The 25,671-nt window shown below is 40.4% G+C and carries 27 protein-coding genes and 1 pseudogene; 9 read left to right on the top strand and 19 right to left on the bottom strand.

Annotation, left to right across the window (positions count from 1 at the left end; genetic code table 11):
* Window positions 1-833 precede the first annotated feature (833 nt).
* Window positions 834-1,052, top strand: a complete 219-nt coding sequence (locus IQ274_RS10500; RefSeq protein ID WP_012407866.1) for a hypothetical protein — start codon at window positions 834-836, stop codon at window positions 1,050-1,052.
* 371 nt (window positions 1,053-1,423) lie between these two features.
* A complete protein-coding gene (locus IQ274_RS10495) occupies window positions 1,424-2,152 on the top strand; it encodes a hypothetical protein (RefSeq protein WP_194142193.1) in 729 nt (242 codons plus the stop codon).
* Between the two features lie 75 nt (window positions 2,153-2,227).
* Here IQ274_RS10495 and IQ274_RS10490 read toward each other — a convergent pair whose 3' ends face one another.
* The 3 genes from IQ274_RS10490 to rpiA all read right to left on the bottom strand — a co-directional run bounded on the left by IQ274_RS10490 (window position 2,228) and on the right by rpiA (window position 4,487).
* Window positions 2,228-3,001 carry an MGMT family protein gene (locus tag IQ274_RS10490; protein ID WP_194142192.1) on the bottom strand — a complete coding sequence of 258 codons (774 nt, stop codon included), beginning with the start codon at window positions 2,999-3,001 and terminating at the stop codon, window positions 2,228-2,230.
* A gap of 24 nt (window positions 3,002-3,025) precedes the next feature.
* Entirely contained in the window at window positions 3,026-3,691 is a 666-nt protein-coding gene (locus IQ274_RS10485) for a PAP/fibrillin family protein (protein ID WP_194142191.1), read from the bottom strand.
* Between the two features lie 88 nt (window positions 3,692-3,779).
* Window positions 3,780-4,487 (bottom strand): ribose-5-phosphate isomerase RpiA, encoded by a 708-nt coding sequence (rpiA, locus tag IQ274_RS10480; RefSeq protein ID WP_012407870.1) that lies wholly within the window; start codon window positions 4,485-4,487, stop codon window positions 3,780-3,782.
* 193 nt (window positions 4,488-4,680) lie between these two features.
* Between rpiA and IQ274_RS36455 the strand changes: the two genes are divergently transcribed.
* Window positions 4,681-4,830, top strand: a complete 150-nt coding sequence (locus IQ274_RS36455; RefSeq protein ID WP_228058133.1) for a hypothetical protein — start codon at window positions 4,681-4,683, stop codon at window positions 4,828-4,830.
* Window positions 4,831-5,309: 479 nt separating this feature from the next.
* Complete coding sequence (locus IQ274_RS10470) at window positions 5,310-5,984, top strand: S-layer homology domain-containing protein (RefSeq protein ID WP_175587010.1); 675 nt, start codon at window positions 5,310-5,312, stop codon at window positions 5,982-5,984.
* Between the two features lie 33 nt (window positions 5,985-6,017).
* Here the strand turns inward: IQ274_RS10470 and IQ274_RS10465 are convergent, their stop codons facing one another.
* On the bottom strand, window positions 6,018-7,352 hold the full coding sequence (locus IQ274_RS10465) for a hypothetical protein (RefSeq protein ID WP_194142190.1): 1,335 nt from the start codon (window positions 7,350-7,352) through the stop codon (window positions 6,018-6,020).
* A gap of 430 nt (window positions 7,353-7,782) precedes the next feature.
* On the opposite strand from IQ274_RS10465, the gene IQ274_RS10460 reads away from it, so the two are divergent.
* Entirely contained in the window at window positions 7,783-8,400 is a 618-nt protein-coding gene (locus IQ274_RS10460; RefSeq protein ID WP_175587011.1) for a CBS domain-containing protein, read from the top strand.
* A 115-nt stretch (window positions 8,401-8,515) separates the two neighbouring features.
* Here the strand turns inward: IQ274_RS10460 and IQ274_RS10455 are convergent, their stop codons facing one another.
* From IQ274_RS10455 to IQ274_RS10435, 5 genes are all read right to left on the bottom strand, one after another.
* Window positions 8,516-9,631, bottom strand: coding sequence for an LptF/LptG family permease (locus IQ274_RS10455; protein WP_163935075.1), 1,116 nt, complete (start codon window positions 9,629-9,631; stop codon window positions 8,516-8,518).
* 319 nt (window positions 9,632-9,950) lie between these two features.
* The gene (gene lptB, locus IQ274_RS10450) at window positions 9,951-10,679 is read right to left on the bottom strand and encodes an LPS export ABC transporter ATP-binding protein (protein WP_163935072.1); all 729 of its coding nucleotides are present in this window, start codon (window positions 10,677-10,679) and stop codon (window positions 9,951-9,953) included.
* 30 nt (window positions 10,680-10,709) lie between these two features.
* A complete protein-coding gene (locus IQ274_RS10445; protein WP_185586469.1) occupies window positions 10,710-11,216 on the bottom strand; it encodes an LptA/OstA family protein in 507 nt (168 codons plus the stop codon).
* 233 nt (window positions 11,217-11,449) lie between these two features.
* Complete coding sequence (locus tag IQ274_RS10440; protein ID WP_185586468.1) at window positions 11,450-11,842, bottom strand: DUF309 domain-containing protein; 393 nt, start codon at window positions 11,840-11,842, stop codon at window positions 11,450-11,452.
* Entirely contained in the window at window positions 11,839-12,204 is a 366-nt protein-coding gene (locus IQ274_RS10435; protein ID WP_094328080.1) for a ferredoxin thioredoxin reductase catalytic beta subunit, read from the bottom strand. Before IQ274_RS10435 ends, IQ274_RS10440 begins: the two co-directional genes overlap by 4 nt.
* Window positions 12,205-12,807: 603 nt before the next feature.
* On the opposite strand from IQ274_RS10435, the gene IQ274_RS10430 reads away from it, so the two are divergent.
* Complete coding sequence (locus IQ274_RS10430; RefSeq protein ID WP_194142189.1) at window positions 12,808-13,467, top strand: PEP-CTERM sorting domain-containing protein; 660 nt, start codon at window positions 12,808-12,810, stop codon at window positions 13,465-13,467.
* 149 nt (window positions 13,468-13,616) lie between these two features.
* On the opposite strand, the gene IQ274_RS10425 is transcribed toward IQ274_RS10430, so the two are convergent.
* From IQ274_RS10425 to typA, 10 genes and pseudogenes are all read right to left on the bottom strand, one after another.
* Complete coding sequence (locus IQ274_RS10425; protein ID WP_194142188.1) at window positions 13,617-14,780, bottom strand: DUF58 domain-containing protein; 1,164 nt, start codon at window positions 14,778-14,780, stop codon at window positions 13,617-13,619.
* Window positions 14,781-14,897: 117 nt separating this feature from the next.
* Window positions 14,898-15,182 (bottom strand): hypothetical protein, encoded by a 285-nt coding sequence (locus IQ274_RS10420; RefSeq protein WP_194142187.1) that lies wholly within the window; start codon window positions 15,180-15,182, stop codon window positions 14,898-14,900.
* A gap of 87 nt (window positions 15,183-15,269) precedes the next feature.
* Window positions 15,270-15,470, bottom strand: a pseudogene (locus IQ274_RS10415) (BrnT family toxin); the annotation flags it as partial.
* 169 nt (window positions 15,471-15,639) lie between these two features.
* The gene (locus IQ274_RS10410; RefSeq protein WP_228058132.1) at window positions 15,640-15,918 is read right to left on the bottom strand and encodes a hypothetical protein; all 279 of its coding nucleotides are present in this window, start codon (window positions 15,916-15,918) and stop codon (window positions 15,640-15,642) included.
* A gap of 128 nt (window positions 15,919-16,046) precedes the next feature.
* Window positions 16,047-16,307, bottom strand: a complete 261-nt coding sequence (locus IQ274_RS10405; protein WP_194142186.1) for a DUF2281 domain-containing protein — start codon at window positions 16,305-16,307, stop codon at window positions 16,047-16,049.
* 272 nt (window positions 16,308-16,579) lie between these two features.
* A complete protein-coding gene (locus tag IQ274_RS10400; RefSeq protein WP_190894626.1) occupies window positions 16,580-17,089 on the bottom strand; it encodes a hypothetical protein in 510 nt (169 codons plus the stop codon).
* Between the two features lie 39 nt (window positions 17,090-17,128).
* Window positions 17,129-17,632, bottom strand: a complete 504-nt coding sequence (locus tag IQ274_RS10395; RefSeq protein WP_190894625.1) for a hypothetical protein — start codon at window positions 17,630-17,632, stop codon at window positions 17,129-17,131.
* A 36-nt stretch (window positions 17,633-17,668) separates the two neighbouring features.
* Window positions 17,669-18,103, bottom strand: a complete 435-nt coding sequence (locus IQ274_RS10390) for a hypothetical protein (protein WP_190894624.1) — start codon at window positions 18,101-18,103, stop codon at window positions 17,669-17,671.
* A 29-nt stretch (window positions 18,104-18,132) separates the two neighbouring features.
* Window positions 18,133-18,495, bottom strand: a complete 363-nt coding sequence (locus IQ274_RS10385) for a hypothetical protein (protein WP_194142185.1) — start codon at window positions 18,493-18,495, stop codon at window positions 18,133-18,135.
* 274 nt (window positions 18,496-18,769) lie between these two features.
* Entirely contained in the window at window positions 18,770-20,560 is a 1,791-nt protein-coding gene (gene typA / locus IQ274_RS10380) for a translational GTPase TypA (RefSeq protein ID WP_100899367.1), read from the bottom strand.
* 836 nt (window positions 20,561-21,396) lie between these two features.
* On the opposite strand from typA, the gene IQ274_RS10375 reads away from it, so the two are divergent.
* The 3 genes from IQ274_RS10375 (at window position 21,397) to IQ274_RS10365 (ending at window position 25,637) form a co-directional block, all read left to right on the top strand.
* Window positions 21,397-22,767, top strand: coding sequence for a protein kinase domain-containing protein (locus IQ274_RS10375; RefSeq protein ID WP_194142184.1), 1,371 nt, complete (start codon window positions 21,397-21,399; stop codon window positions 22,765-22,767).
* A gap of 71 nt (window positions 22,768-22,838) precedes the next feature.
* Window positions 22,839-24,305, top strand: a complete 1,467-nt coding sequence (locus tag IQ274_RS10370; RefSeq protein ID WP_194142183.1) for an ABC transporter substrate-binding protein — start codon at window positions 22,839-22,841, stop codon at window positions 24,303-24,305.
* 279 nt (window positions 24,306-24,584) lie between these two features.
* Window positions 24,585-25,637, top strand: a complete 1,053-nt coding sequence (locus tag IQ274_RS10365) for a hemerythrin domain-containing protein (RefSeq protein WP_194142182.1) — start codon at window positions 24,585-24,587, stop codon at window positions 25,635-25,637.
* Window positions 25,638-25,671: the final 34 nt, after the last annotated feature.

Below are 25,671 nucleotides of genomic sequence, written 5' to 3'. Positions count from 1 at the left end.
GACGGCTTTTGTGTACATATTGCTGCCAAAATTGCATCTCACACACTACGTTTGTTGCTTCGCCGACATTTTGGCATTAATGTTCTCACTTTCCAGTCTCAACCTCTTTAATTCACATTAGGCGTAACTTTGAAAACATACCACACTAAGCTAAGAGGATGTTTGAAAAGTTTTATTCTCGGTAACAAAACGTTCTAGATCCCCCTAAATCCCCCTTAAAAAGGGGGACTTTGATTCCAGTTCCCCCCTTTTTAAGGGGGGCTAGGGGGGATCAGTTAGTACCTAAAATCACAGCCAAACACTTTTCAAAGAACCTCTAAGAATCACCATATCGTTTATTAATATCTGCCTACAAGTCACTGACAGCGCTGCATAAATCTTGAGATTATCTCAGTTAAATACATATCTGTTCAAGTTTATCTTGAACTTTGCTCCCGATATATTAACCAACACAGCATCAGCGATGAAACTCTTTCCTTCGCTTAATTTTGTACATATTGTTAGTTCTAGTGTCTTACCTAGAATCACTCGGACTCAAATAGCCACTCATAACAAGAGTTACACATCAATCAACTCTCATAATTTACGCAGCCATTCCACAAACATCAGTTACCTTAAACCCTTTGATACTGCTGTTATTGCTTATCACATGATGGGTCTTAGTAACGTTGAATGATCTTTTACAGTTCTTGCACTCCATTAGCTCATCCTAATGGGTGAGGAATAAATCAACCGATCGGGTAATCTGAATGCAGGAAGTTAAGACAGATAGAAAATAAGACTCTATTACCTAAGAACACTAATTACACTTCACTTTAACTAAATAGAACCTTATGAAACTTTCTATCTTGATAGATTCTGTACTCATTGTTACTTCGATTGCTTTATTGCCTGGGATGGGTGGCGCTCAAATAGTTACTCACAATAGTGGCGAACCTATAGCTGTCAACTCTAACAATCTACCCACTCATTCTACAAACGTCAGCTACCCCATACCTTTTAATGTTGCATTTCTAGCTCATCAAGGAGGAAAAGCTTCTGTTTCCCCCTAATCATCATCCCATTACCAAAAATTACTTTAACCCTTCCAACCTTGGAGGGGTTTTTAGTTGGTGGTTGCTTTTGGTGTCGTCCCCTTTCGCCAATGCACCTTTTCATATTTCTCCCAGAGGAAAGTGCGATCGCACCATGTACAGTACGTTTATTCCTATAATGCTTGTATAGCAACACTTTCGGCTATGTCACAAACCCCTGATTACCCTGCTCTCACTGTAGCGCAGCCTCTCACACTCCCAGAAAAAAGGAGCGGGTAATAAATTATTTACTGTTCTATCAAATTAACGTTGTTAAGTTACTCAGCAGGTGTAGTTCTCACCTCCAAGCTGTGTTAAATATTGTGACGCGAAACAGGAGTATAGATACGTTGCTAAAGCTTTCTCCAGAATCTCCTCTATTTTTTGTCTTAATTATTATTAGTTTTTTAATAGTAACTTTGTCAACTTGGTTATTATCTAAACCATTTATTTTAAAACCTTTTGGGTTGAATGATATTATCCAAATACTCACATTACAGTTATTTATCTCTTTATTACTAGAGCGTTCTTTAGAAGTTTTTATAACTACTTGGCGCGGCCCATTTGTTGAACAATTAGATATTAGTATTCAGCAAGAAAAGGCTCTTATATCCGAGAAGCTAAGACTTATGGAAGTCCAACAACAACAGTTTCCTTCTATGGAATCAAATCAAACCATTGGACTACCACCTGAAGGAATGAGTTTAGAACAGCAAATTATCCAGAATTTTACGCAAAACCAACAGGAATCATTAAAAATATTCAAGCCACAAATGGATAAATTAAATGAAAAAGAGCGCCAAAAGACAGCTTATAAATCTGATACACGAGTAATTGCTCTATGGACATCCCTTTTATTTGGACTTTTAATGAGCGCAATAGGTATTCGCTCAATTGAGCCACTTGTAGTTCTTGATTTCGATAATCCAATCCAAGTAATTATTTTTCGTTGTTTAGATGCCTTACTGACAGGAGGTTTAATTGCAGGAGGTAGCGAGGGAATTCATAAGCTCATAAAAGTTTTCATTGACTTTATGGAAGCTACATCTAAACAAATCAAAAATCAAGGATTATCTTGATGCAAGGAACTATTTTACTTTCCATAATGCTGGATAATCTGGCAATTACTATGATTATTAAATAAATAATATTTATTATAGATATATGTTGTAATTTTCCCATGAATAATTATTAATATCTACATAATTTCTGGTTAAATTTTTAACTATATCTGCCTCTGCTAAAACCTTAACTCCTTCAGTTTCCAACTTATCTTTTTGTTGGTTCACATAATTTATTAAATAACCTTTAGAGTCTAATATTCTATGTACTGGATAATTAGTAGCCGAAGTCTTTTTCAGATATGTAGGAATAGCTCTTAAATAGCTATTATCAACTCCTATAGCTTTAATTATCTGTTTATATGTAACTACTTTTCCACTGGGAATTTTGATAATAAAATCTAGAAATCTTTCATAAGGATTTTCAGGTAATGCTGGAAATTTATGAGCTTGAGCCTGAAATTTACTACCAACTTGAATTTGACCTGATTGAGTAACTACGCCTAAGATTCCTCTTTTGCCCTTGATGCTCTTAAATGATTCTACTAAGTGGGCTATTCGCTTACACGGTTCGCAGTAAAAAGTTAGACGAATTGCCGCACCACTTTCAAAAGTTAACAGAGATCCAGGAATAAATTTATCAAATCCTATCCCTGTAACCACAATATTTTCTCGCAATTGTCCTGGTTGAATTGATAAGTCTAAAATATCTTCATCCCTAACAATTAAAACTTGCCTAGGACTTATCGGATCGGCATTAATATCTTCTTCTATACCATAACCTAACTTTAAATTTAATGTTTTAAGCTCTACCATCGCAGAAGCTGATTTTACCTTAGTGAAAAGATGCGTTATTGAGAGAGCCATATTCATTCATCGGCGCGATCAATTTCAAATTGAGGAGGTGAAATCAGGTAAATTATCAGATTTACTAAGGATGAATAAACTTCCATCTCCTCCACGTCCAATTCTTAAGGTTTCATCTAAATAAGTAATGTCTAACGTCGCAGTCCTGCTAGTAGGATTATTAGCTGAGACAACCTTAAATGGGTTGAGTTGAGGAGTATTAATACCAACAATTTTCTCAATCGATAGGTAGCGTTTGTCAAAATACACGTTGAGGCGTTTGTTAGGTAGAGGTTCTAAATCTTCTTTTGCTGCCTCAAAGCTAGCTGTCACTTTAACATATCCTGATACTATTCCTAGAGGATGTTTAACCTTAGCTAGATTGAAAAACAATTTATTTGCAACATCAATTACTTGATAAACTTTACCCAGCTTTAAGCCAAATGGGAGAGAAGCTAAAGACCGGATTTCTCTGGCAGTGGAGTATTGCAGTTGCCAAGCTCCGTCTAACAAATGAGTCGCGTTAATCAGAGGATTAAGATTCGGATTGACGCTCTCTAGTTCCGTCGTCAATTCTTCAATTTCTTCGGCTAAGGTTTTGTCTAGCTTCAAATCGGTAACAGGAGAGCCATCGTTCTTAGCTTGAATCTCCTCAAGCTTGGCTTGTAATTTTTCCTTAAGCAAGACATGGGCCAAGTAGCGGTCGCACATTTTAAATTAGTGTTTAGATGAACTGAACCTGCTGCTTAATTTTGGATTTTAGATGTCTCTAAAATCTAAAATCCAAAATCTATAACTCTTACAGTTGCCGCACTAATGGCTGACCATCTTTGACTTCACCAATCAAAACCAAATCGACACAGTTAACAAAAATACCATTTTCCAGCACACCGGGAATGTTATTCAATGTTTTTTCTAGGCTGACTGGATCTTCAATAGAGTCAAATCTGACATCTAAGACAAAGTTACCTTGGTCAGTGATCACTGGGCCAGCTTTTTTGACACCCATGCGGAGTTCGGGTTTCCCACCGAGTTTTTTAATGGCATTGGTTACAGGAGTAATTGCCATTGGAATCACTTCCACGGGTACAGCAAAACTAGAACCCAAGCGATCTACTAATTTGCCACTATCTACCACGACGATAAACTGTTCTGCCAGGTAGTCTACGACTTTCTCGCGGGTATGTGCTGCACCACCGCCTTTAATCAAATTCTTCTGCGGATCAACTTCATCTGCCCCATCAATGGCAATATCGATGTGGTCAATAGAATCTAAGGTAGCGAGAGGGACACCATACTGCTTCGCCAGCACTTCTGACTGAAACGAGGTAGGTATGCCAATGATATCTTTGAGTTCACCAGACTTGAGGCGATCGCCTAAAAACTGAATCGTATATGCTGTAGTTGACCCCGTACCCAACCCGACGATGGAACCCGATTTTACCAGGGCGGCAGCGGCTTTGCCAACTTCTTGCTTCATCAACTTTACGGGATCTGTTCCTGTCATTCCCAAAACTCCTGAAAAACTGACTATAGTCCATAGTAGTGGGCAGATAACATCAAAAGATGAAAGGTAAAAAACAAGTTTTTGCTAATTTCTGCTTCCTTTATTAGGAACTTGTAAAAAATAAAATATCGTAGTGTCCGGAAGAGAGGAGATTGCTTATGCAAAAAGATGGTATATTAATATACTATAAACTATGGCAACGCCACAGCATACTGGTCTTACCTTCGAGAAACTTGTCGCCCAGATCGCCCCAGAAGTGTCAAATACCTTCACAGTAGAGCAATTAGAAGCCATCAAAAGGGTTTTAACTCTCGTGTTTGGACTCGTCATTCTTGAGACATAAGAGTTTCAGTACCAATTCCCGGATTAAGGTTTTATCTGGTGTTGCTAGCAGGTTCAGAACGTCGTTCTAAAATGCGTTTACGCTCTGAAAAATGTTTATATCCTTTTTGGACTCCTGCCAATACCTTGTTTGTCATAGGATTTTTAATGATTCTATCGGCTTGTGGCTACACTATATTTTCTGTTGCATCGTTTTCACTGACTCCTCTAACGACCTTGGATTACCCTACTTCAATTCCTTGGATTAACGATAAATCAGAATGTGAACACACCAGTAGAGTCTGGAATGATGGGAAGTGCTGGGATTCTGAACACAGTCCTAATTTTTAAAGCTACACTCCCGTAGCTACGCTACGCAACATTGCCCAGCCTAAATTCGTCACTAGCTGAGTTACAGGTTATTAAGAACACCAAATTTTGCGTTAACCTCAGTAACGTAGTTTTTTAAATTCACGTTAGTAGCTAAAAGTGGTTATGGTGATGCGTCAGCTTTCAATTACTCTATCTTTAGTAGCACTACTACAAAATTTACCAGCAATTGCTCAAGTGCCAGAAACGACTTCTGGAACCTCATCTGATTCTATTCAACAGGTAATTGCTGCGAAATGGATGACAAACTTTTCTGATGGCAAGTTTTATCCAGAAAGGTTAGTGAGCAGGGCAGAATTAGCGTCGATTATGGTAAAAGCATTTCGGCTTGATAAAAGAGAAGCTGTTAACAAAGCAAATTTAACGATTCCAGATGTTCCTCGTTCTTATTGGGCATTTAATGATATACAGACAGTCTTAAAAACTGACATCATGAAAGGCTATCGGGGCAATGAGTTTTTCCCTAATCAAAAGGTGACAAAGGCAGAGGCTCTTGCTATTTTCGCTCAAGCTTATGGTGTATTTCAGTTTCCTGATGAGGCTGTTAATGAGATTCTGGCTTCACATCCAGATGAAAAGTCTATCCCAAGTTGGGCTAGAAAAGCGATCGCTACAGTAGCTACAGAAGGATTTCTCAATACAGATGCTCAAGGAAATATTTCTCCACTAAAACCCGTTACCCGTGGAGATATGGCTTATGTATTGAGTAAGTATTTACAACGACAACAGCGACAGCCCGAAACACCAGAAGTTCCAATTATTCAAAATAGCCCACAATCACCTTAGTTAGACTTATCTAGTTAAGCGACCTGCTGACAATCAGTTTTGACCGGGACTTCTATACTTGTCTCGCAGCTGGCGAAGATATAAGGAATTAGATTGTGTTGGTTGCTGCTGCACATAATTCCCATAATTAGACTGTGGTGATTGCGCCGGCTGCTGCAAGCCATAATTTCCATAATTAGATTGTGCTGGTTGCGCCGGCTGCTGCAAGCCATAATTCGCATATCCCATAGGATTTGTGGGAGTGACAACACCTTGACCCGGAATCTGGCTAGAGTAAGGTGCAATATTAGTTGGTATGCCAGAAGTGACTGGGAGCGTTCCTGGTGCTACATTAGGCACTACCTGACCGTTATTTAAATTACTGTAGGGATTTTGCTGCAAGTTCGTATAACCTGTACCAGTATTTAACCCATTACTAGGCACTACCTGACCGTTATTTAAATTATTGTAAGGATTTGGCTGCAAGTTTGTATAACCTGTACCAGTATTTAACCCATTATTAGGCACTACCTGACCGTTATTTAAGTTACTGTAGGGATTTTGCTGCAAGTTCTTACCCGTTGACATATAGCCTGTCCCAGTAGTTAACCCAGTACTTGGTAGAGAATTCTGACTGGATAAGCTATTCATGGGTGGCATTAACGTTGTTCCTGGCTCAGAGGCTCGGCCCAAAGCATTTGTCTGAGTTGCAGTAGTACCATTAAAGCCAGACAGCTTCTGATTTGTCGATTGATTGAGTATTGCTTGGAGAGGGCTGACAGAGGAAGAATTCTGATTCTTGTTGGTTTGATTCGTGAATCCAATTCCCAGGTTAGAGGATGTCTGTTCCCCCTCTTTTGGTTCAGATGCCCCAGTTAAAGTTTTTATACCTAGAAACTGATTATTATCAACTGTCCCAGTCCGCAATAAATTTTCGGTTTGTACTACAAAAGGATTTTTTAGGACGGGGGGAGTGTTGCCATTAACGCCTAAAGTAGGATTTAATTTGGCATCATTAGCAGACTTTTGTTTGTTAATTACATCCTCTAATAGACTTTTGCTGTTTTTTGCCTCAGTTTTTTCCTTGGGAGTATTTGCCGTTAATGAGAGAGTTGCTTGCTCAAAGTCATTAAATAAAACTGGCAGGTTATCAATATCGGCTGCAATGGCTCTGTTTTCTGCTGATAGTGAGGAATCAGTAGGGGTTTGTGAAGTAACTTTATTTTTTTGCTTATAAACGAAAATATCTGGATTTGACCAGTATTCCCAGGTTACTAGCCCCACTACAGATAAAAAAATTGCAGTTACCCAAAAACCAGGTCGCCCTAGATTCCATAACCTGGCTCTGAGATAGCGTAAGTAGGCGGGAGGATAATGACGATGTGGCATGGGATTGCTAATTGAAATTTACTCAAAATCGGGAAAAATTGACGGAAACTGAAGGCGTTGCTGTTTAATGCTTTTGCTTTCCTTAACAGGAAATATCTCAACTAAAGTTGGATCGTGATTTTATCCTAACTTCTCCATCAGTTATTAGTCATTACCAATAGATATGTAACAGTCAAAAATTTACTTTTTAGCGGCTGGAGTGGTTTGGCAAGATTTTCTAGAAAGTTACGGCAATTTATGGTTGGTTTTTGGGCATTGGTCACATTGGATAACATCACGAGTTGACAGTTGTTCTAAGTTTATTGTTATAGCTGGACAAAGATTCGACTTTTTTACTTTCTAGTTAGCAAACTGTAGGCTGCAATGCTTCGATATATACGCCTCTGAGGGCGCTGTGCCGCACCGTACTATTAACCAGGAGACTACAGCAATGATGAAAGCTGAAGATATCATGACCAAAGATGTAGTTACCATTCGCGGTTCAGCGACTGTTGCTGAAGCAGTGGTGCTGATGAAGGAAAAAAAATTGCGGGCGCTAGTTGTAGATATTCGCCATGAGAACGATGCTTATGGCATTGTCACAGAAACAGATATTGTCTATAAGGTAACAGCCTACGGTAAAGATCCAAAGCAAGTCTGGGTTTACGAGATTATGAGCAAGCCCTGCATTGTGGTAAATCCTGATTTGGGTGTGGAATATGTAGCACGGTTATTTGCTAACACTGGTATTCATCGGGCACCTGTGATTCAAGGCAAGCTGTTGGGTATCATCTCGATTACCGACATTTTGACCAAAAGCGACTTTGTGGAAGCGCCAAAAGCGCTACTGCTGGAGGAGAGAATTCAAAAAGCAATTCAACAGTCTCGCGCTATTTGCACTGAACAAGGTGCTTATTCTAAAGCCTGTGCAGCCGCTTGGGATGAGGTAGAAGAACTCCAGGCTGAAGCTGCTCATCAGAAAGCTGAGGGGATGGTATCAGCTAAAGTCTCTTTTGAAGAATATTGCAAGGAAAATCCAAATGCACCGGAATGCCGAAATTTAAAGTAGGGAATGGGGAATGGGGAATGGGGAATTGGGAATGGGGAATGGGGAATGGGGAATTGGGTGTTGGTCAATAGTCAATAGTTCTTCTTCCCCTGCCTCCCCTGCTCCCAATTCCCCCTCAACGTTTGGCAACTCGTATCAAGAGGAATAGACCTATTCCCAAGAAAAGAAAATTGGGCAACCAAGCCCCCATAAAGGGAGAGAGGGCACCTGCTTGCGCGATCGCACCACTAATAAAGAAAATTAAGTAGTACGAAAAAATAACTACAACGCTAATCCCAAAGCTGGTACCTCTTCCAGTTCTCTGGGGTATGCTTCCCATCGCTGCACCTACCAAGCCAAAAACCACGCATACAAAAGGCAAGGAAATTTTTTGTTGAATCCGCACTTCGAGTTTACGAATTTTTTGGCGATCGCCACCAAGATATTCTACTTGTAGTTGATCTAGTGCTTCAACAATATTCATCTCACCATAGTCTCGGCTTTTTTCTGCCAAACTTAATGGCGTGCGCGGTAGTTGCAGTTGTTGGTGTTCAAATCTGACAATGTTTCGGTATGAGCGATCGGCTGCAACAAAATAGATCGTACCGTTGTAAAAATCCCAAATATTTTGAGAAGGATTCCACTGGGCAGATTCTGATACTACAATTTGATTCAGATTTTTGGTGGAACGGTCTATAATCGTCAAACCTGTCATCCGCTTACCATCAAATTGGTCGGCGTAAAATAAGCGTGTCAATATCCTATTCTTAGAGCCATCCGGTTGTGTAACATCCTGGTATTCAGGATAGAAAATATTTTGCTGTTTAAAAGCTGGCTTATCTGATTTCAGGGCTTTATCCAGAGTTACACCCGCTTGGTAATTTGCTGCTGGTGCAATTTGTTCGTTGAATACAAATGTCATTCCTGTGACTACAAGACTCAACATCACAGCAGTTAGCACTATACGATATACGCTCACCCCACAACCACGCAGGGCAATGAGTTCGCTCTCGCTAGAAAGACGACTGTAGGTCATCAAAGTAGCTAATAGCGTAGACATGGGAAAGGCTAAAACGATAAAGTTGGGAAACTTTAGCAAAAAAACCTGAATGGCAATGTCTATCGGTAGCCCAGATTCTACGATTTTCCTGACTAGATCAAATACAGCATCAATAGTGACACCAAGTGATGAAAAAGCTCCGACACCAAAGAAAAACGGCGCTATCAATTCGCTGGTAAGATAACGATCCATGATCGTAAAAGGTAGCAGCGAACCGAGGTTGTAGGAAGGCGTAAACTTCTTTGATATCATAAAAAATTTGAACAGTTAAATATTGACAACCCTGGGTGAAGGCAGGAGGCAGGAGGTAGGAGTAAAATAGTCTTCATAATTTTGTTTTGAAGTCTAAGTTCTTTACCTCTGTTAATTGCAAACTGCTTTATCTACTGAATTTAGTATCAAAGTTTAATTCTCAATGGCTGATAGAGCAGAATCAAATAAATTAATAAATTTATAATTAAAATTAAATATAAAAATAGCTTTTGAAATTATTAACTAAATAATTATGAATTTAGGCTTGAAAATTATCCCCTAAATAATATTGCCGCACGAGGGGATTGCTGTAGAGTTCGTCAGCACCGCCAAAAGCGAGGATTTGTCCCTCGCGCATAATGTAGGCGCGATCTGTGATAGCAAGGGTTTCACGGACATTATGATCTGTAATTAAGATTCCCATGCCGCGATCGCGCAATTCTGCGACAATGTGCTGAATTTCTGAGACTGCGATCGGATCAACCCCCGCAAATGGTTCATCCAAAAGTAAAAATTTTGGCCCTTCTTGTCCAGCAGCTAAAGACCTTGCTAATTCCGTCCGCCGTCGCTCACCACCAGAAAGTTGAATTCCTTTACTATTGGCTAATTTTTCCAGCCGAAACTCCCGCAGTAAAGTTGTGAGTCGTCTTGACCATTCCCGTCGTGGCACATTCGTTTGTTCCAGCACCAATAGAATATTATCTTGTACCGAGAGTTGGCGGAAAACACTTGGTTCTTGTGCTAGATAGCCAACACCCAATCGTGCCCTTTTGTGCATTGGCATTCCTGTAACATCCAGATTACCCAGCCAAACTTTTCCTTGATTGGGTTTTTCTAAACCTGTGGCAATGTAAAAAGTCGTCGTTTTACCAGCCCCATTGGGGCCTAGTAAACCAACGATTTCGCCCTGACCAACAGAAAGATTGACACGATTGACAATTACTCGCTTGCCGTAAGATTTGTGAATATTCTCTAAAACAATTTTCACGCTGGAAGCACCCTTTCTCGGTGGTAAATGCTAATTAGAAGGCTTCAAAGGTCGTGTTTGTGGAACAGATGGGGCGGGTGTTGCAGTTTGTCCACCATTATCTGATTCCTCAATCATGTAGATAGACTCTACCTGACGGTTGGATTGAGGTAAAGCAACAAATCGCCCTTCATCAATTAAATACGTTACCTTCTCTGCCCGGATACTGTTACCGCCCTGTTGCAAAATATAGACGTTGCCACTGAAATCAATTCGGCGTTCCTTACTAAAGTACTGTGCTTGGGCAGATGTTGCCTGAAGCTGACGAGAAGGATACAACATTTGCACGTTACCGCGAGCGGTGATTACTTGATTTTTAGCATCATATTCTTGCACATCAGCGCGGATAGTGAGGGGACGATTATCTTTAGATGTTTGTGCAGTAGCGGTTTGCAGTTGGGTAGGGAAGGCAAAAGTGCCCAATAGTGCAACTGGCAGCATTAAAGCTAATCCAAAGCGACGGAACTGTGACATGGGCAATTGATAGCAGGGCATCATAGCAATTAGGGATTCGGGATTTCAGCTTGCATTCTAATTATCTCAAGTACTTTATCCAGATTATGAAATATACAATCTAGAGTGATTTCCGATAACTACTGGCTGAAATAGTGACGCTACCCCTAAGCTCAAGGTTTCAGGTAATTGACATCCGAGTAAAAATGACGCAGGCACAATTTATGAATTGTGCCTACCAAGGATTTCGGACAACGCATAATTAATTTACCAGATGTCTAATCAGTAGACAGCACAATTTTAGGCAAAGATAAGACCTTATTTTCACCAATATCGCCAGATGTAATCTTATCTGGCCCTATTTGTTGTAATGTCGTCAACAAGGCTGCGCTCTGACTCAATAGCTCATCAACATCAACGCCCCCGTAACTAGATGGATAACGCCGTAAGCGATTGCCGCCTTCTCCCAGTAGAATAACTGCACCTCGCCAGTTTCGATTTTCCAAATGATACAGTGCCACAGAAATTTGGAGAATGCCTTGATAAAAGGTTTTCTCTGGTTCACTGGCTTCAATCCATAAAGCCTCTAAAGTGTCATGACAGGCATAGAACTGGCCAGAATTGAACTGTTCTACGCCTTGCCAAAACTCTTGGGGGATGGTTTCGCTCATCCCATACTGTCTCGGACTTCTTTAATTGTTTCCAGAGAGATGTCTTGTTTTTCTCCAGCAAACTCGTTGTCAGGGGTGAGGAACAACATGCAATGGCACTCTTTGCGTTCTCTCATTGGCACACAGGGACAGTTCCAATATGTGGCATGGACTTCAGCCTCTTTATCTTCGTAATGGCGACAGGGACATAAAGGCGCACCTAGTTCGTCTTTATGTTTGGCTAGTCCTTCAATCACAACTGCGGTAACAGAAGGTTCAGAACAGAAGTATGTTCCAGTACGCTTGGCGTATTGTTCGGAAAAATGCCGCATTGCCTCTAGGCTTCTATCGCTGGATTTTGTGTTATGTTCTGATGTGATCATGGGGATCGGTCGCTCATAATTTAAATATTTCTTTGCATTGTACCTCAGCCGCAGTAAGGGATTACTGGGTGTATTTCCCCAACCTTAACCTTTCAAATTATTTTACCTTTGTTCAAGGGCTGATATGTCCGGTGTGCTGGGATCGGGCAAAATCGAAGAAATCATAGAAGTTTAACTTCTAAGCTAATCAAAATTCAAGTTGCATCTTGAGGCAGAATTTAAAAGTCAAGAGGTTGATTTGTTCTCATCTACAAACGATACTTTGACGCATCGATGGGGAGATGCCAAGCACAATCCTCATCAATACTTCTCGGTTAAGGGGAAAAGGGGAAAGGGAAAAGGGAAAGAAAAAACCCTTAACCCTTACCCTTTAACCTTTTCCCCAAACCCGATTTCGAGTTAAAAATGCAAAACCCGAGCAGTATTGCAATCCTTATGTCAGGCTTTGTTTATTTATACATTAGTACTGAATTCTCTTCATCATAACTTTATGAGACTTTATGAAATAACTAAGTAATAACACCTATTTTTTGTGACTTAGTGTATATTCTGAAAAGTGTGATAAAAAAGCACAAACTTATCAAGAGTTACAACTACTAACACATGAGTATTTCAACTTTTGCGAAAAAATTATCGACTGCTGCGATCGCAGCAACGGTCATTGTTTTGGGAATAGAAGCAGTAGCACAAGCAACCGTTTTAACATTTGATGATATAACGTCTACTCCAAATTTTGCTCCAATTCCTAACGGCTATGGTGGATTTAATTGGAACAATTTTTACTACCAAAATGGTTCGACTACTCTTGTCTCACTTTCAGGCTATGATACTGGCAGAGTGTCAGGAGACTATGTAAGCTTCAACGGGTTTGGAAACCCAGCCCTAGTCAGTGATAGTATTTTTGACTTCAACAGTGCTTACCTAACAGCTGCTTGGAATAATGGTTTGTCGGTTACTGTAGAAGGTTTTAAGAGCGGCGCAACCCTGTATTCAAAAACTGTAGTTGTAGATACGACGCAGCCAACTTTAGTTAATTTTGATTATTTTGGTATTGATGAATTAAGGTTCACGTCATTTGGTGGAGTTGAGCCAGACTATCTTATAGAGACGGGTGGTAGTGGGACACAGTTTGCGCTAGATAACTTTACCTTTAATGAAAAAGTTACATCTGTTCCCGAACCTACATTGCTACCAGCGATACTGTCAATAGCTACTGTAAGCGCTGGTTCAGTATTAAGACGTAAACAGTTAAAGCAAAGTTAACTCAAACCTTGCACTTTGCCCGAACGACTAGAAGTAGCGGCTATACAAACAAGAGCTACACGTCTGTTGGCTAAAAGCTTTACAATCTTTAGAGGTAGCCTTTGTTCGTATAGCCCTTCTAGGGTGTATTTTTTTACTGAAAGTATTGATTAATACGAATTAAATGTTTTTTGCAGTTGGGGTTGCAGTGGCTGATCGCTCTGCAAAACTATACCAGGGTGTTCCCAATTGATTACTTCTTGTTCAGGTGGTGAGGAAATATTTGACCACAAAACCCAGCGACTGCCTTGAGGAAGAGTAGCAAGGCTCAGGGGGTTTTGAGTCAGCCAAATTAAAGGGTAGCTTTTAGGAACTGCTGAACTGTCATCTTCTAAGGCTGCGGTTACTGCTAAGGTTTCTAGAACAAAGCGATCGCCTTTGATTAAATTTGTTGATGCTGTCCACAGTTGCACCTGTAATTGTTGTTTCTGTGCATAAAAGTACAGCGAAGCTGCGGCAATTACTGCTTGTTCAAAGTTTTCTTCTTCCCAATTGCTAGCACTGTCAAGGGCAATCACTATTTCTTGTCCACCTGTAACCATTTCTAACTCCCGCACCCTTAATTCCCCATAGCGGGCACTAGTCCGCCAGTGAATCAGGCGAGTAGGATCTCCAAGACGATATGGACGGAGCGATCGCACCAGCCCTGTTGTCGCTGTCTGCAAGGGTTTACCACGAGGATCGCCCCTTTTGCTCTCTTCTTGTCCCATTTCATCTATTAGAGGGCAGGTAGCCAAGGGTAACACTGTGGGATAAACGATCGCTGTGGCAGCAGAGTCACGCTGACGGCGACACCAGAACAATCCCAAAGGCGCACCAGAACCTAGTTCAACTGTGTGCCAGCGATAAACACCCCGACGCTGAGTCGGGTGGTAATATACCCAACGGTAACTACCTTGGCGAGGAATTGTTTCAATTGCCTTTTGTACTGGTTTTCCTAAGACGAAGGGTAATATATCCTCAACTTGCAATAAGCTTACAGGCTGCTGTGTCTGATTGCAGATTTCTAATTCCACCGTTAGATCGTCACCTGCTGACACAGGTTGCATGGGACGGCGGGTGATGGATAGACCTGTGAGCGATCGCGGCGGTAAGATAGCTGCTACACCCAAAAGGGCAAAACTAATGCCGCTAATGGCATACAGCCAACCAGCCATCGTATTGATACCTGCTCCAAAAAAACAAATAGCGGTTACTGCTAGCACCCAACCGCCATAAGTAGGGGCACAAGCGCGGGTTTCTAACCAATTGGTGATGGATTTAATGATTTTCATGTTTCTTTTTTAACCCAACACCACCCTAAATTCACAGTGTCTCAGGGGTTTACCAAAAAAACCATAATAGTAGTAATTTATGAAGCGTGCTGGATTGAAGGGGCGATCGCAATTACACTATTTTTGAGTAACTTCCCTGAGGGCTTCATGGATAACCTCATCGCTAACACCGTGACGCTTCAAGCTAGCAATCAGTGCTGAGATATTATTATCCTCTAGTCGTTCCAGATCAACTCTTAGCCCTTGTCCAATATAGGCACGAACTAACGGCTGATAGCCAGAAAATCCCAGTAATGGTGCTATTCTTTTCAAATCTTCAATGACATCTTCGGGAATACGAATTGTGATTGTAGTCATTGGACGATTTTTATCGAGTCGCTTTTTCAGTGCTTCAGCCTTCATAATATTCTCGCTCCTTACGTGTAGCGTTGTGCGTGCTGAAATGATCCGAATTATGTCGTTTTCACGTTCCATGTAGACGACATACAGAAGATTCCATCGTCTGTCTAAGCCAATAACAGCATCTCTTTGTTCATCATTGCGACTTGCATCAACAACGACTAAAAACGGATCGAAAAATACCTCTGTGGCTTGCTGAAATGTCACACCATCGTGATTGCTAGGATTTATCCAAGCTTTTTCTTCGTTCCAAACGAAAGTGACACCATTAAGCACGAAATACACATCCATACCTTACATAGTAGACATTGTGTATTTACGTTGTCAATACGTTTTATCAAACAGAGATATTTCCGTAAGGGCGATGTCTACGACGGGCTACGCCTACGCACAGTTAATTCAAAGGGGCATAGTGGCGTTGCTAAACCTCGTCTAAATCGTGATTTTGTTACTTATCGCTTCAGACTAAAATAATTTCAAAGGTGTCTTGATGACCAATTCGATAAAACAAGAAATCAGAATCGAGGGTGAGAATTTGACGATACCCTGTCTTTTCAGCAATCAAAACCAATGTTGCATCTGCTAAATCCATTGGGCGATCACGGTATTGTTCCATCAGCACCAACAAACGGCTGTAATCACTTTCCTGAATCTCGTAAACGGTCAGTAATTTATCTAAAAGAAGCTGTCCCAACTGTTTTTGCATTTGCCAGCCGCCACGATGCAGGGCAAGATACATAGCTTCTGTGAGGCATGACTAGGTTGTAACGAGAGGCTTTGCCAAACGCATCACTGCAATTTTATAAGCATTGTGCTGAGGCTGAGTGGGATCAACTAAACACAATAAGACTCCTGCATCACACAGGTTCATAGCTCTAGCCCTTGTTGCCGATATTTGTTGAGTAGGAGTTGCTGATAGTTGCTGACTGCTTCAGGTGGAGATACCTCTAGGGAATCCACAGCCTCAAACCATTGTGACCATTTTTCCACAAGTGGTTCATCAGGCTGAGTGTCAGCAATTTTAACTTGATGTTTGTGGATCACAAAATCAATGAAATCGGTCACTTCTTGCAGGAGTGGTTCGGAAAGTTGCTGCAATTTTGCGATCGCAGTTTCACGAATAGTCATGATAATTGCCTTTTTCAGTCCTCTTCATTTTTACTCAAAAATTTGACTAAGGGCGATCGCTTTGTGTGAAAATATGCAAAGCAGGAATCGCACTCTAAATCTATGCTAGGGTTTGGCGATCGCAGTTTCACAAATACTGACAATAGTTGGCTTTTTCAGTCCTCTTTATTTTTAACATAATCCTGACAACATCTCGGTTGGCTAATCGTATAAAGCGTTTAGGGCGTTGGTATACCAAAGGACAAAATAACTTTTTATTCTTAATCTTGATATCAATTTCTTCGTTTTCGGAAAAACCAGAATAAGCATCCTAGAAGGAACATACCTAAGCCCGCAAAAAAGTACCCCAAGCAGTAACCACACTGAAAGTTTGGTGCGGCCATGAAAATTCCTGCTGCCATCAGAGCCAATCCTGCAATTATGAACAGGCTCGCTAATGATGTCCAAAGGACATTAGATGAACTATCAGGATTAGCTCTTTCGTATCTAGGCTGTGTTGGCAATGATGAAGTGGATTTGTTTGAGGCAGAATAGTCTTGCTGAGATTGAAACTTATGTTCGTGTCTTACTTGAGCAAGTTGCTGCTCAAATTGAGTAAGTTCTTGCTGAATGATACCAAGTTCCTGCTCAATACTTTTAATTTGACGGTCTAGTTTAAATTGATTTCCTGGATCTGTCTCAATCAGTTTAGCTTGACGAAGAGAAGTCAGCCGCTCGTGAACAACGTCCCACTCTTGCTGTTTGCTGTCATACATTGCTTGCAAACGTCGAACAGATGACATCAGATTTGCTCCATCAGCTACTTAGTTTACCTTGTATATTTACCAAAGATATATTCCGATCCCTCCAATGAGCAGTCCAAGCAAACCATATAAAGCTATTACTGGTATTGCATAGGGGGCGATAACCATCAAATAGATTGCAGAACCTATCAAGCCTATTCCAGCCATAATGAGGAACCCAGCAAGAATCCTGCGTTTAGATGATGTTGATGGCTTGGAAGCATAAGATGATTGATATGCTCCAATATCAGACCTTTCTCGTCTCTGTTGTTGAACAAAAGAAGTTTGTGTAACTTTTTCAGGCGTAGACTCATCTTTACTACTTCCTAACAGATCAAGTTGATGCTCAATTTGATTGAGTTCATCTTGAATAACTTTTAACTCTTGCTCAATTGCTTTGACTCGACGATCAAGCTTGAAATGGTTTTCAGGATCTGTTTCAATAGTTCTACTCTGACGGAGAGAATTCAAGCGTTCATGAACTGTTTCCCATTCTTGCTGTTTGCTTTCATATATAACCTGCAAACGTCGCGTAGATGACATTAATTCTTTCTCCGTCAGCTAAATTTCATGACCACCTTAACCTAGAAGTAGCTCAATTTGTTCAAGCTGCTCATCAATCTGATTGAGGTCTGTTTGAGCTTGTTCTCTTTGCTTCTCCAATTTCAATTTCGTTGAGGGATCAACTTCAACAGTAAGAGCCTGACGCAATCGACTGAGTTTTTCACTGGCAAGTTCATATTGCTGCTGCAATGAATCCCGTTCTTGCTCTAGCCTACGGCGCTTACGCTCAGGTAATCCATTAGTCATAGTCGTAGTATTTTTAACTTGATTATTCCCATCGATAATTCCGATTTGATCTGAAAACTCAACCGACTGCGTTTCAACAAGCAATCGATATAAGCCTATTCCTTGAGATTCTACATACTGTTGCTGCTCAACTTGTTTTTGAGCGATAAATTCTTGCTCAATAGAGTCTATATCTTCCTGCCTTAGCCCCAAAACTTCCCGCAAGTCTTCTAGCTCAGACCGTACATGATTACTCAGGGGATATTCATTTTCAACAGATCCCGCAAATGCCTGTCGATATCGCTGTAAACTGTTAGCTTCTTGCCGTTGGCTTCTACCGACAGTTCAATGGGTTTACGACCGAAGCGATCGCCCAGAAATCCCACCAACTTTTTCGCATTGGCTGTATTTACCTCAGCCATTAACAAACCCACCAGAAACCCGCCTAATGCTTTGTTGCCTTCTGGTGGGTTGGGGTCAAAAACACGACCAACTGCATTTACCTCGTCACTTTGCTTCAGTTCAGTAATTAGCCGTTGAACCTGTTCGTCCTTTTCTTCCGCATCCAAGTCAGGATCGTTGAAGGCGATCGTAAATTTAATGCTATTTGCGGTCATGCTGTACTAATAAAAGCTTACTTAGTTTTTCTTATAAAGACTGGCAATGATATTTGTTTATACCAGTAAAAACCTTATTCTGTAATGAACATAACGAATATTTGTATAAATCTTCATAGAAAACAAATTTGTCTTTTTGGATATAAGTACGACAAACAACACTAGAGAGTTTCGAGGAGTTGAGCAACCTAAAAAAGACATACACGAGATGTAACCAACAAAATAAAAAGCCCACATTAGTGGGCTTTCTAAATTAATTAAATTATTGCTTTATTTACCGTTTCGCCAACTTCTTCGACATCTTGCGCAGACGAATCGATTGGGGTGTAACTTCCACCAATTCATCGGGGCCAATGTATTCCAAAGCACGCTCTAAGCTCATGTCTATTGGTGCTTGCAGTTGCACCAATTCATCGCCACCAGCAGCGCGGTGATTGGTTAACTGCTTAGTCTTACAGATATTCAATTCCAAATCTTGGGAACGGTTGTGTTCTCCCACAATCATGCCTCTGTAAACCTTTGTGCCGGGAGTAATAAAGAATGCTCCTCTATCTTCGGCATTTCTCATGGCGTAGAAGGTAGAAACGCCTTCTTCAAAGGAGATTAAAACACCTTTGTTACGGGCTTCAATATCACCACTGATCTGACGGTAGTCTAAGAAGCTGTGGTTCATAATGCCTTCACCACGAGTCATCCGCATGAATTCACCCCGGAAACCAATCAATCCACGGGCGGGAATGACAAACTCTAGCTGGGTGCGATCGCCACTACCTGGTTGCATATCTTGCATTTCGCCTTTGCGTTGTCCTAGGCGTTCAATACAGCTACCCACACCATCAGCAGGAATGTCTAACACTAAGAGTTCATAAGGTTCGCAAGGCTGACCGTTGATTTCGCGGTAAATTACCTGTGGCTGAGATACCTGAAACTCAAAACCTTCCCGACGCATGGTTTCAATTAAGATACCCAAGTGAAGTTCTCCACGACCGGAAACGAGGAATTTATCGGGAGAATCGGTTTCTTCGACACGCAAAGCAACGTTGGTTTCGAGTTCGCGGAATAGGCGATCGCGTATTTGTCTTGATGTTACCAACTTGCCTTCTTGACCAGCAAAGGGCGAATCATTCACCCAGAAGGCCATTTGCAAGGTTGGTTCATCCACTTTAATTAGTGGTAAAGCTTGCGGTTCATTGGGGTCAGTAATCGTTTCCCCAATATAAGCATCAGCGAAACCAGCCACCGCCACAATATAACCTGCGGTTGCTTCTTCCATTTCTACGCGCTTCAGTCCATCGAAGCCCATCAATTTGGTAATTTTGCCCTTGACAATGGTACCATTTTCTGTTACCAAAGCTGCTTGCTGTCCTGAGCGGATAGTACCGTTGTGAATTCTGCCAATCACAATCCGTCCCAGATATTCAGAATAATCTAGGGTTGTAACTTGCAATTGCAGAGGCTTATTGCTGTCGCCTACTGGTGGTGGAACGTGTTGCAGAATTGCATTAAACAGGGGTTGCATATCTACCGATTCTGCTTCCAAGCTTTCCTTAGCGAAACCTCCCATACCGGAGGCAAACAGATAGGTAAAATCACACTGGTCTTCATCTGCCCCTAATTCCAAGAACAGATCCAATACTTTATCGACAGCAACGTGGGGGTCAGTTTGACCACGGTCGATTTTGTTGATGATAACGATGGGGCGTAGCCCTTTTTCTAAAGCTTTTTTCAGAACAAAGCGCGTTTGGGGCATGGGGCCTTCATTCGCATCGACAATCAGAAGACATCCGTCAACCATGCCGAGTACACGTTCGACTTCGCCACCAAAGTCAGCGTGTCCAGGAGTATCAACAATATTGATTAGTGTTTCTTTGTAGCGAACTGCTGTATTTTTAGACAGGATAGTAATACCCCGTTCCCGTTCTAGGGCGTTGGAGTCCATAACGCAATCCGGAACGTCTTCGCCTTCGCGGAAAATGCCGGATTGTTTGAGGAGTGCGTCAACCAGCGTGGTTTTGCCGTGGTCAACGTGGGCGATAATGGCGACGTTGCGAATTGGGAGCGTCATAGAAGCTTTTGGTGAACTCTAGAGGGGGTTTTTAGATTTACATTTGAATGCTAGGCTGTTTTAACAGAATTGGGGATGATCAGCAATTTCTGTAAAGAACCTTTAACAATTCTAGCGTAATCGTCACAATTGCGGTGAGGTTTGTCAAGGTTGCATAAGAGAAAAAGTTGGGCAGGGTGAATATTTACTTAGCGTTGAATTATTTACCCGATCTTAATTAGAAGATTTAACCGAATGTAGTTTAACAGTGGGTAAATGTTTGTTTAAAACTTCTAAGTACAGATTTGCATTAATTTGTAGCGGTTTTAAACCAGATGCACTTCTCTACGAGACCTACGCGTAGCTTGCTTCCACGGAGTGGTACGCCTTTGCACAGGGTAGGGACGCTGGGCAAAGGTACGCAGAGTTTTTCAAGAGGATTCGCTATGAAATTATGTACATTAAGATATATTTTCTTCTGAAAATTAGTCTACCTTGTGCGATAGTTAACATCAGCATTTTGGAGTTTTGAATAATAGCTTAGTTATAAAGACAGCAATTACAGAGTGATAAATATACAATTAAAAAATAATCACGTGAAGTTGGATTTGGTTTTACGTATCTTGTAAAATACGAGCGTGTGCATTACCGTGCCATAAAAACTTTGGATTATAAAGTGCAGTGCCGTTCAATTTTGCTAAGTTTCAACAAGATTTATTTAATAAGGCGATAAAACTAGCAAACATTTTACAGGAATTACAACAAGTGTCCATGTAGAAACGTTGCAGTACAGAGCTTATACGGGTTTCAAGGTATAATTTAAAAATTAATAAACTGACAGCAATAAAATAATTATTATGATCTGCTGCCTAAACCCCAATTGCGAGAATCCCCAAAATCCTGATGGGACAAATTACTGCCTCAGTTGTGGGACACAGTTGCGATCGCTACTCAGAAATCGTTACCGCATTATCGCACCGTTAGGAAGAGGAGGGTTTGCACGCACATACGTAGCAGAGGATATAGACAAGCTAAATGAACGATGTGTTGTTAAGCAACTGGTTCTCAGTCAATTTTATGGCAGTCAAGGTACTCACGCACATCAAAAAGCAACTCAATTATTTGAACGGGAGGCCAAACGTCTACAAGAATTAGGGGAACATCTACAAATTCCCAATTTGTATGGATATTTTAAGGAAGGTGAATATCTGTATTTAGTACAGCAGTTTATCGAAGGCCAAAATCTGTTGCAGGAGTTAAAACAACACGGTTTTTTTGATGAAGCTAAAATTCGATCTTTTTTGAATGATTTATTATCTGTGTTGGTCGCCATACATCAACAGCAAATAATTCATCGAGATATTAAGCCAGAAAATATTATTCGCCGTAAAAGTGATAATAAGTTAGTACTAATTGATTTTGGGGTTTCAAAGCAAAAGGCGGAAACTACAACTACTGCAATTGGGACAATTATTGGTTCATTAGGTTACGCACCAATTGAGCAAATGCAATTTGGGAAAGTTTTTCCTTCCAGTGATATGTATAGTTTAGGCATAACTTGCTTTCATCTACTAACAAATATTTCTCCCTCGAATTTCTGGCTCAAACAAGGCTATGGTTGGACTTCTAGTTGGCGAAAGCATTTAACACAACCCATAAGTCAAGAATTAGAATTGATTCTGGATAAATTACTCCAAGAAAATCATGAGCAGCGTTATCAGTCTGCACAGGCTGTCTTACAAGACTTGAATAATCTACCACCGCTAAGGCATACATTACCTCCTACAGTTATTTCACCTTCTAAACTATTAGAATCAGAAGCACAAGCTCAACAAAAAACAATTGGATATCTACCACAATTTTCTAATAGTAAACTACTCCCTGGAGCAATAATTACAGGCTCAGGTAGTTCATTGTTAGCGATCGCACTGATTAGCTTTTTAGGCACTACTTGGATTAGCTCTGGATTGTGGTTGCTAATTTTAGGTGGGGTAATCTTAATTCAATCTCGTTCGCTTTTGGAAAAAAGTTATTTAATTGTGATTGCTGTAATAGCAAATTTACTAATTGTCTTGACTTTTAAAAACTTGCTCACAAATAATCTTCTACAATCTGGAGTGAATGGACTTTTGCTTGTAGTATTGCTAGTTTTTCTTGCAGGTCTTTTGACGCTTATTATTGTGGGTATATCAGAAATAATAAACAAACTTATTTCTAAATATTTTTAAAATTTAATATAGGTTAATTTCCCACTGTATATTGATTTTTAATAAGCTTTCTATAATTTGGAGTATTACTCATGACAAATAAAAAAGAGAACCTGAAGTTGCTTATTTCTTTGGGGCTGGCTGGAGTAATGGTAGCAGCTATTTTGTGGGTAATTAGGCAACTTTCTTCTAGTATCATAATAACATCATTAAACAACCCCACATCTAGTTCAAGTGAAGTTAAGAATAAGCCTCCATTGATGAATCTGGGTACAAGAATTCTGTTGAAAGTGCAAACATACCCTGATAAAACAGATGGAGTTAAAGCTTTTGAGCAAAAAGATTTTACCACTGCTGTTCAAAAGTTTAGCGCTTCATTAAAAAATAATCCTAATGACCCGGAAACTCTAATTTATTTAAATAACGCTAAAATTGCACGAGATAATTCTAGCGCTCTCAAAGTTGCTGTGATAGCATCAATTAATTTTGACTCTAATTTATCAGAAGAAATTTTGCGTGGTGTAGCTCAAGCTCAAAATGAAATTAATAACCAAGGAGGAATTGATGGTAAGAAGCTACAAATTGTGATTGCAAGTGCTGAGAATAGAGAAGATTTTGCACGATTAGATAATGAATTATTTCAAGACAAAAGTATTGTGGCAGCAGTGGGAGTTAGACGTAATGCTGCAATTTATAATGAAAAGCACTTGGTGTTAGTCTTTCCTGTCGAGCGCCCAACTCAAGCAGAAAATCAAGAAAAGTTAGATAATAATGCAGTAAGTAGTCAGGCAAATAGTTCCACAACTAACTACTTATTTCATGTAAATCCGCTATATGATAATTTAGTAGATACTCATGCTCGCTACATTGCTCGACAGGGAAGAAATGTTGCTATTTGTGGCGATATTCGTAGCTCAAGAGATAATTTAGGTTCCTCATCTAATCAGATACTTGTAGAACAGTACACTCAAGCTCTCCAAAAATATGGAAGTAAGGTTATTAACACGCCTTGCAATTTGGCAGACAAAGATTTGGACTATAGAGCTTTTGTAGATAAAGCTATAGAAACAGAAAACGCCAGTGGCTTTTTACTATTACCTTCAGTCAGAAATATATATTTTGCCACCAAAGTAGCACAAGAGGTTAAAGGCAGGAAACCTCTCTTTGCTTCCGAAACTATGTACAGTTCAACAACTTTGCAAAATGGCACCGATCTCGAAGGAATGGTACTACCTGTGTATTGGCATCGTGATGCTAATAAAGATAATCCATTTGCAGAAAATGCCTTTAAGCTTTGGAATGCACGGGTAAATCAGAGAACAGCCGGAGCTTATGATGCACTCCAAGTAATTATCACTGGCTTGAAACAAGATAACACTCGCGAAGGGTTGCAAAAGGTATTGTCTAATCGTGATTTTTCAACTTCTGGAGCCACAGGAATGATTAAGTTTTCGCCTTCAGGAGAGCGCCAAGGAGAAGCTTTACTAGTCAAAATCGAGCGTTGTGAGCGTTGTTATTCTGGAAGTGATTATGATTTTGCCCTCTTGAATAAGAAGTAACTTTTTGATATGAATTTTCATTCCAGAGATATAGATTGCTTCAAAATTAGGTAATCTGTTTATCTGTTAAATTTGGATGTAATACAGAATATTTGTCCCTAATTTAGAACTATAAATCTGGGCGATCGCTTTAATTTGTATTTCTGTTGTGTAACGCTAAACTTTTTTCTACCCACCGTTGCGAAAGCTATCACTCAAAAGAAAGAGGGAATCTCCCTAAGCTGTGTGTCAAGGTTATATCAGTAATAACTACGAACACTTTGCCGAGGAGAACTACGGATGGTAGCTACTTTAGATGATACGAAACGCAATGCTATTGCTGTGAAATTGGCTAGTATCAAAGCACTTCAACAGTTGGTTATCGAAAATGAACAATCGCTTTTGAGAGAAGGACTCGATGCCGAAATTGCCGATCGCATCCGAAATTTCCTCAAAGATGATGAAAAAAATCTTGGCGTTCTGGAAACTGTAATTGGTCAGTATGGTATTCAGGCAGAACCCAAAAAGAATGTTACACAATTCATTGAAAAGGCTCGCGAATTGTTTAAAGGTTCTGAGTTGAGCCTGTATGAAAAAGTATCTCAGCATGAATTGCTGAAACATCAACTCGTAATGAGTGGCTTGATAGTTCATAAGGCTGCTCAAAAAGTTGGTGCTGACGTAATGCTAGCGATTGGGCCTTTGAATACCATTAACTTTGAGAATCGCGCTCACCAAGAACAACTCAAAGGCATTCTGGAAATTCTAGGTGTCCGTGAATTCACTGGACAAGATGCAGACCAAGGAATTTGGGCGCGTGTTCAAGACGCTATGGCCGCAGTCAGTGGTGTAGTAGGCAGCGCTGTTACCCAAACCAGTGACAAAAAGGATCTGAATATCCAGGATGTCATTCGCCTCGATCACAACAAGGTAAATACCTTATTTACCGAACTTCTGCAAAGCGACAATCCACAAAAGATCCAAGAATACTTCGGTCAAATTTATAAGGATCTAACCGCTCATGCCGAAGCTGAAGAGGAAGTAGTCTATCCAAGAGTACGTCCTTTCTACGGTCAAGATAACACCCAAGAACTGTTTGACGAGCAAGCTGAGATGAAGCGGGTGTTAGAGCAAATTAAGGCTATCAGCCCTTCTTCATCTGAATTCAAAAATCAAGTTAGACAGCTTATGGAAGCTGTTGGCGACCACATTCGTCAAGAAGAAAGCACAATGTTTGCTGCTATTCGTAACAACTTGAGCAGCGATCAAAGTGAGCAACTGGCTACTGAATTCAAAGCCGCTAAGACCCGAATTCAACAAAAATTAGGCGTTGTAAGCGAATCGAATGTGTAGGATGCTTTCGAGCTTTCTATATCAGCTAAACAAG

It is taken from the genome of Nostoc sp. LEGE 12447 (genome assembly GCF_015206985.1).
GTDB lineage: Bacteria > Cyanobacteriota > Cyanobacteriia > Cyanobacteriales > Nostocaceae > Nostoc.
The sequence above is the reverse complement of the archived record's forward strand: the minus strand, read 5'-3'. Positions and strand labels throughout refer to the sequence as shown.

Excerpts from the sequence above, each read along its gene's own strand:
- IQ274_RS10365 (WP_194142182.1), top strand. The coding sequence starts at position 24,585 with ATGGTAGCTACTTTAGATGATACGAAACGCAATGCTATTGCTGTGAAA.
- IQ274_RS10455 (WP_163935075.1), bottom strand. The coding sequence starts at position 9,631 with ATGGATCGTTATCTTACCAGCGAATTGATAGCGCCGTTTTTCTTTGGT.
- IQ274_RS10370 (WP_194142183.1), top strand. The coding sequence starts at position 22,839 with ATGACAAATAAAAAAGAGAACCTGAAGTTGCTTATTTCTTTGGGGCTG.
- rpiA (WP_012407870.1), bottom strand. The coding sequence starts at position 4,487 with ATGACAGGAACAGATCCCGTAAAGTTGATGAAGCAAGAAGTTGGCAAA.
- IQ274_RS10420 (WP_194142187.1), bottom strand. The coding sequence starts at position 15,182 with ATGAAGGCTGAAGCACTGAAAAAGCGACTCGATAAAAATCGTCCAATG.
- IQ274_RS10395 (WP_190894625.1), bottom strand. The coding sequence starts at position 17,632 with ATGTCATCTACGCGACGTTTGCAGGTTATATATGAAAGCAAACAGCAA.
- IQ274_RS10500 (WP_012407866.1), top strand. The coding sequence starts at position 834 with ATGAAACTTTCTATCTTGATAGATTCTGTACTCATTGTTACTTCGATT.
- IQ274_RS10385 (WP_194142185.1), bottom strand. The coding sequence starts at position 18,495 with ATGACCGCAAATAGCATTAAATTTACGATCGCCTTCAACGATCCTGAC.
- IQ274_RS10460 (WP_175587011.1), top strand. The coding sequence starts at position 7,783 with ATGATGAAAGCTGAAGATATCATGACCAAAGATGTAGTTACCATTCGC.
- IQ274_RS36455 (WP_228058133.1), top strand. The coding sequence starts at position 4,681 with ATGGCAACGCCACAGCATACTGGTCTTACCTTCGAGAAACTTGTCGCC.
- IQ274_RS10435 (WP_094328080.1), bottom strand. The coding sequence starts at position 12,204 with ATGATCACATCAGAACATAACACAAAATCCAGCGATAGAAGCCTAGAG.
- IQ274_RS10490 (WP_194142192.1), bottom strand. The coding sequence starts at position 3,001 with ATGGCTCTCTCAATAACGCATCTTTTCACTAAGGTAAAATCAGCTTCT.
- IQ274_RS10405 (WP_194142186.1), bottom strand. The coding sequence starts at position 16,307 with ATGACTATTCGTGAAACTGCGATCGCAAAATTGCAGCAACTTTCCGAA.
- IQ274_RS10400 (WP_190894626.1), bottom strand. The coding sequence starts at position 17,089 with ATGTCATCTGTTCGACGTTTGCAAGCAATGTATGACAGCAAACAGCAA.
- IQ274_RS10485 (WP_194142191.1), bottom strand. The coding sequence starts at position 3,691 with ATGTGCGACCGCTACTTGGCCCATGTCTTGCTTAAGGAAAAATTACAA.
- IQ274_RS10440 (WP_185586468.1), bottom strand. The coding sequence starts at position 11,842 with ATGAGCGAAACCATCCCCCAAGAGTTTTGGCAAGGCGTAGAACAGTTC.
- typA (WP_100899367.1), bottom strand. The coding sequence starts at position 20,560 with ATGACGCTCCCAATTCGCAACGTCGCCATTATCGCCCACGTTGACCAC.
- IQ274_RS10425 (WP_194142188.1), bottom strand. The coding sequence starts at position 14,780 with ATGAAAATCATTAAATCCATCACCAATTGGTTAGAAACCCGCGCTTGT.
- IQ274_RS10410 (WP_228058132.1), bottom strand. The coding sequence starts at position 15,918 with ATGTATCTTGCCCTGCATCGTGGCGGCTGGCAAATGCAAAAACAGTTG.
- IQ274_RS10470 (WP_175587010.1), top strand. The coding sequence starts at position 5,310 with ATGCGTCAGCTTTCAATTACTCTATCTTTAGTAGCACTACTACAAAAT.
- IQ274_RS10375 (WP_194142184.1), top strand. The coding sequence starts at position 21,397 with ATGATCTGCTGCCTAAACCCCAATTGCGAGAATCCCCAAAATCCTGAT.
- IQ274_RS10430 (WP_194142189.1), top strand. The coding sequence starts at position 12,808 with ATGAGTATTTCAACTTTTGCGAAAAAATTATCGACTGCTGCGATCGCA.
- IQ274_RS10445 (WP_185586469.1), bottom strand. The coding sequence starts at position 11,216 with ATGATGCCCTGCTATCAATTGCCCATGTCACAGTTCCGTCGCTTTGGA.
- IQ274_RS10465 (WP_194142190.1), bottom strand. The coding sequence starts at position 7,352 with ATGCCACATCGTCATTATCCTCCCGCCTACTTACGCTATCTCAGAGCC.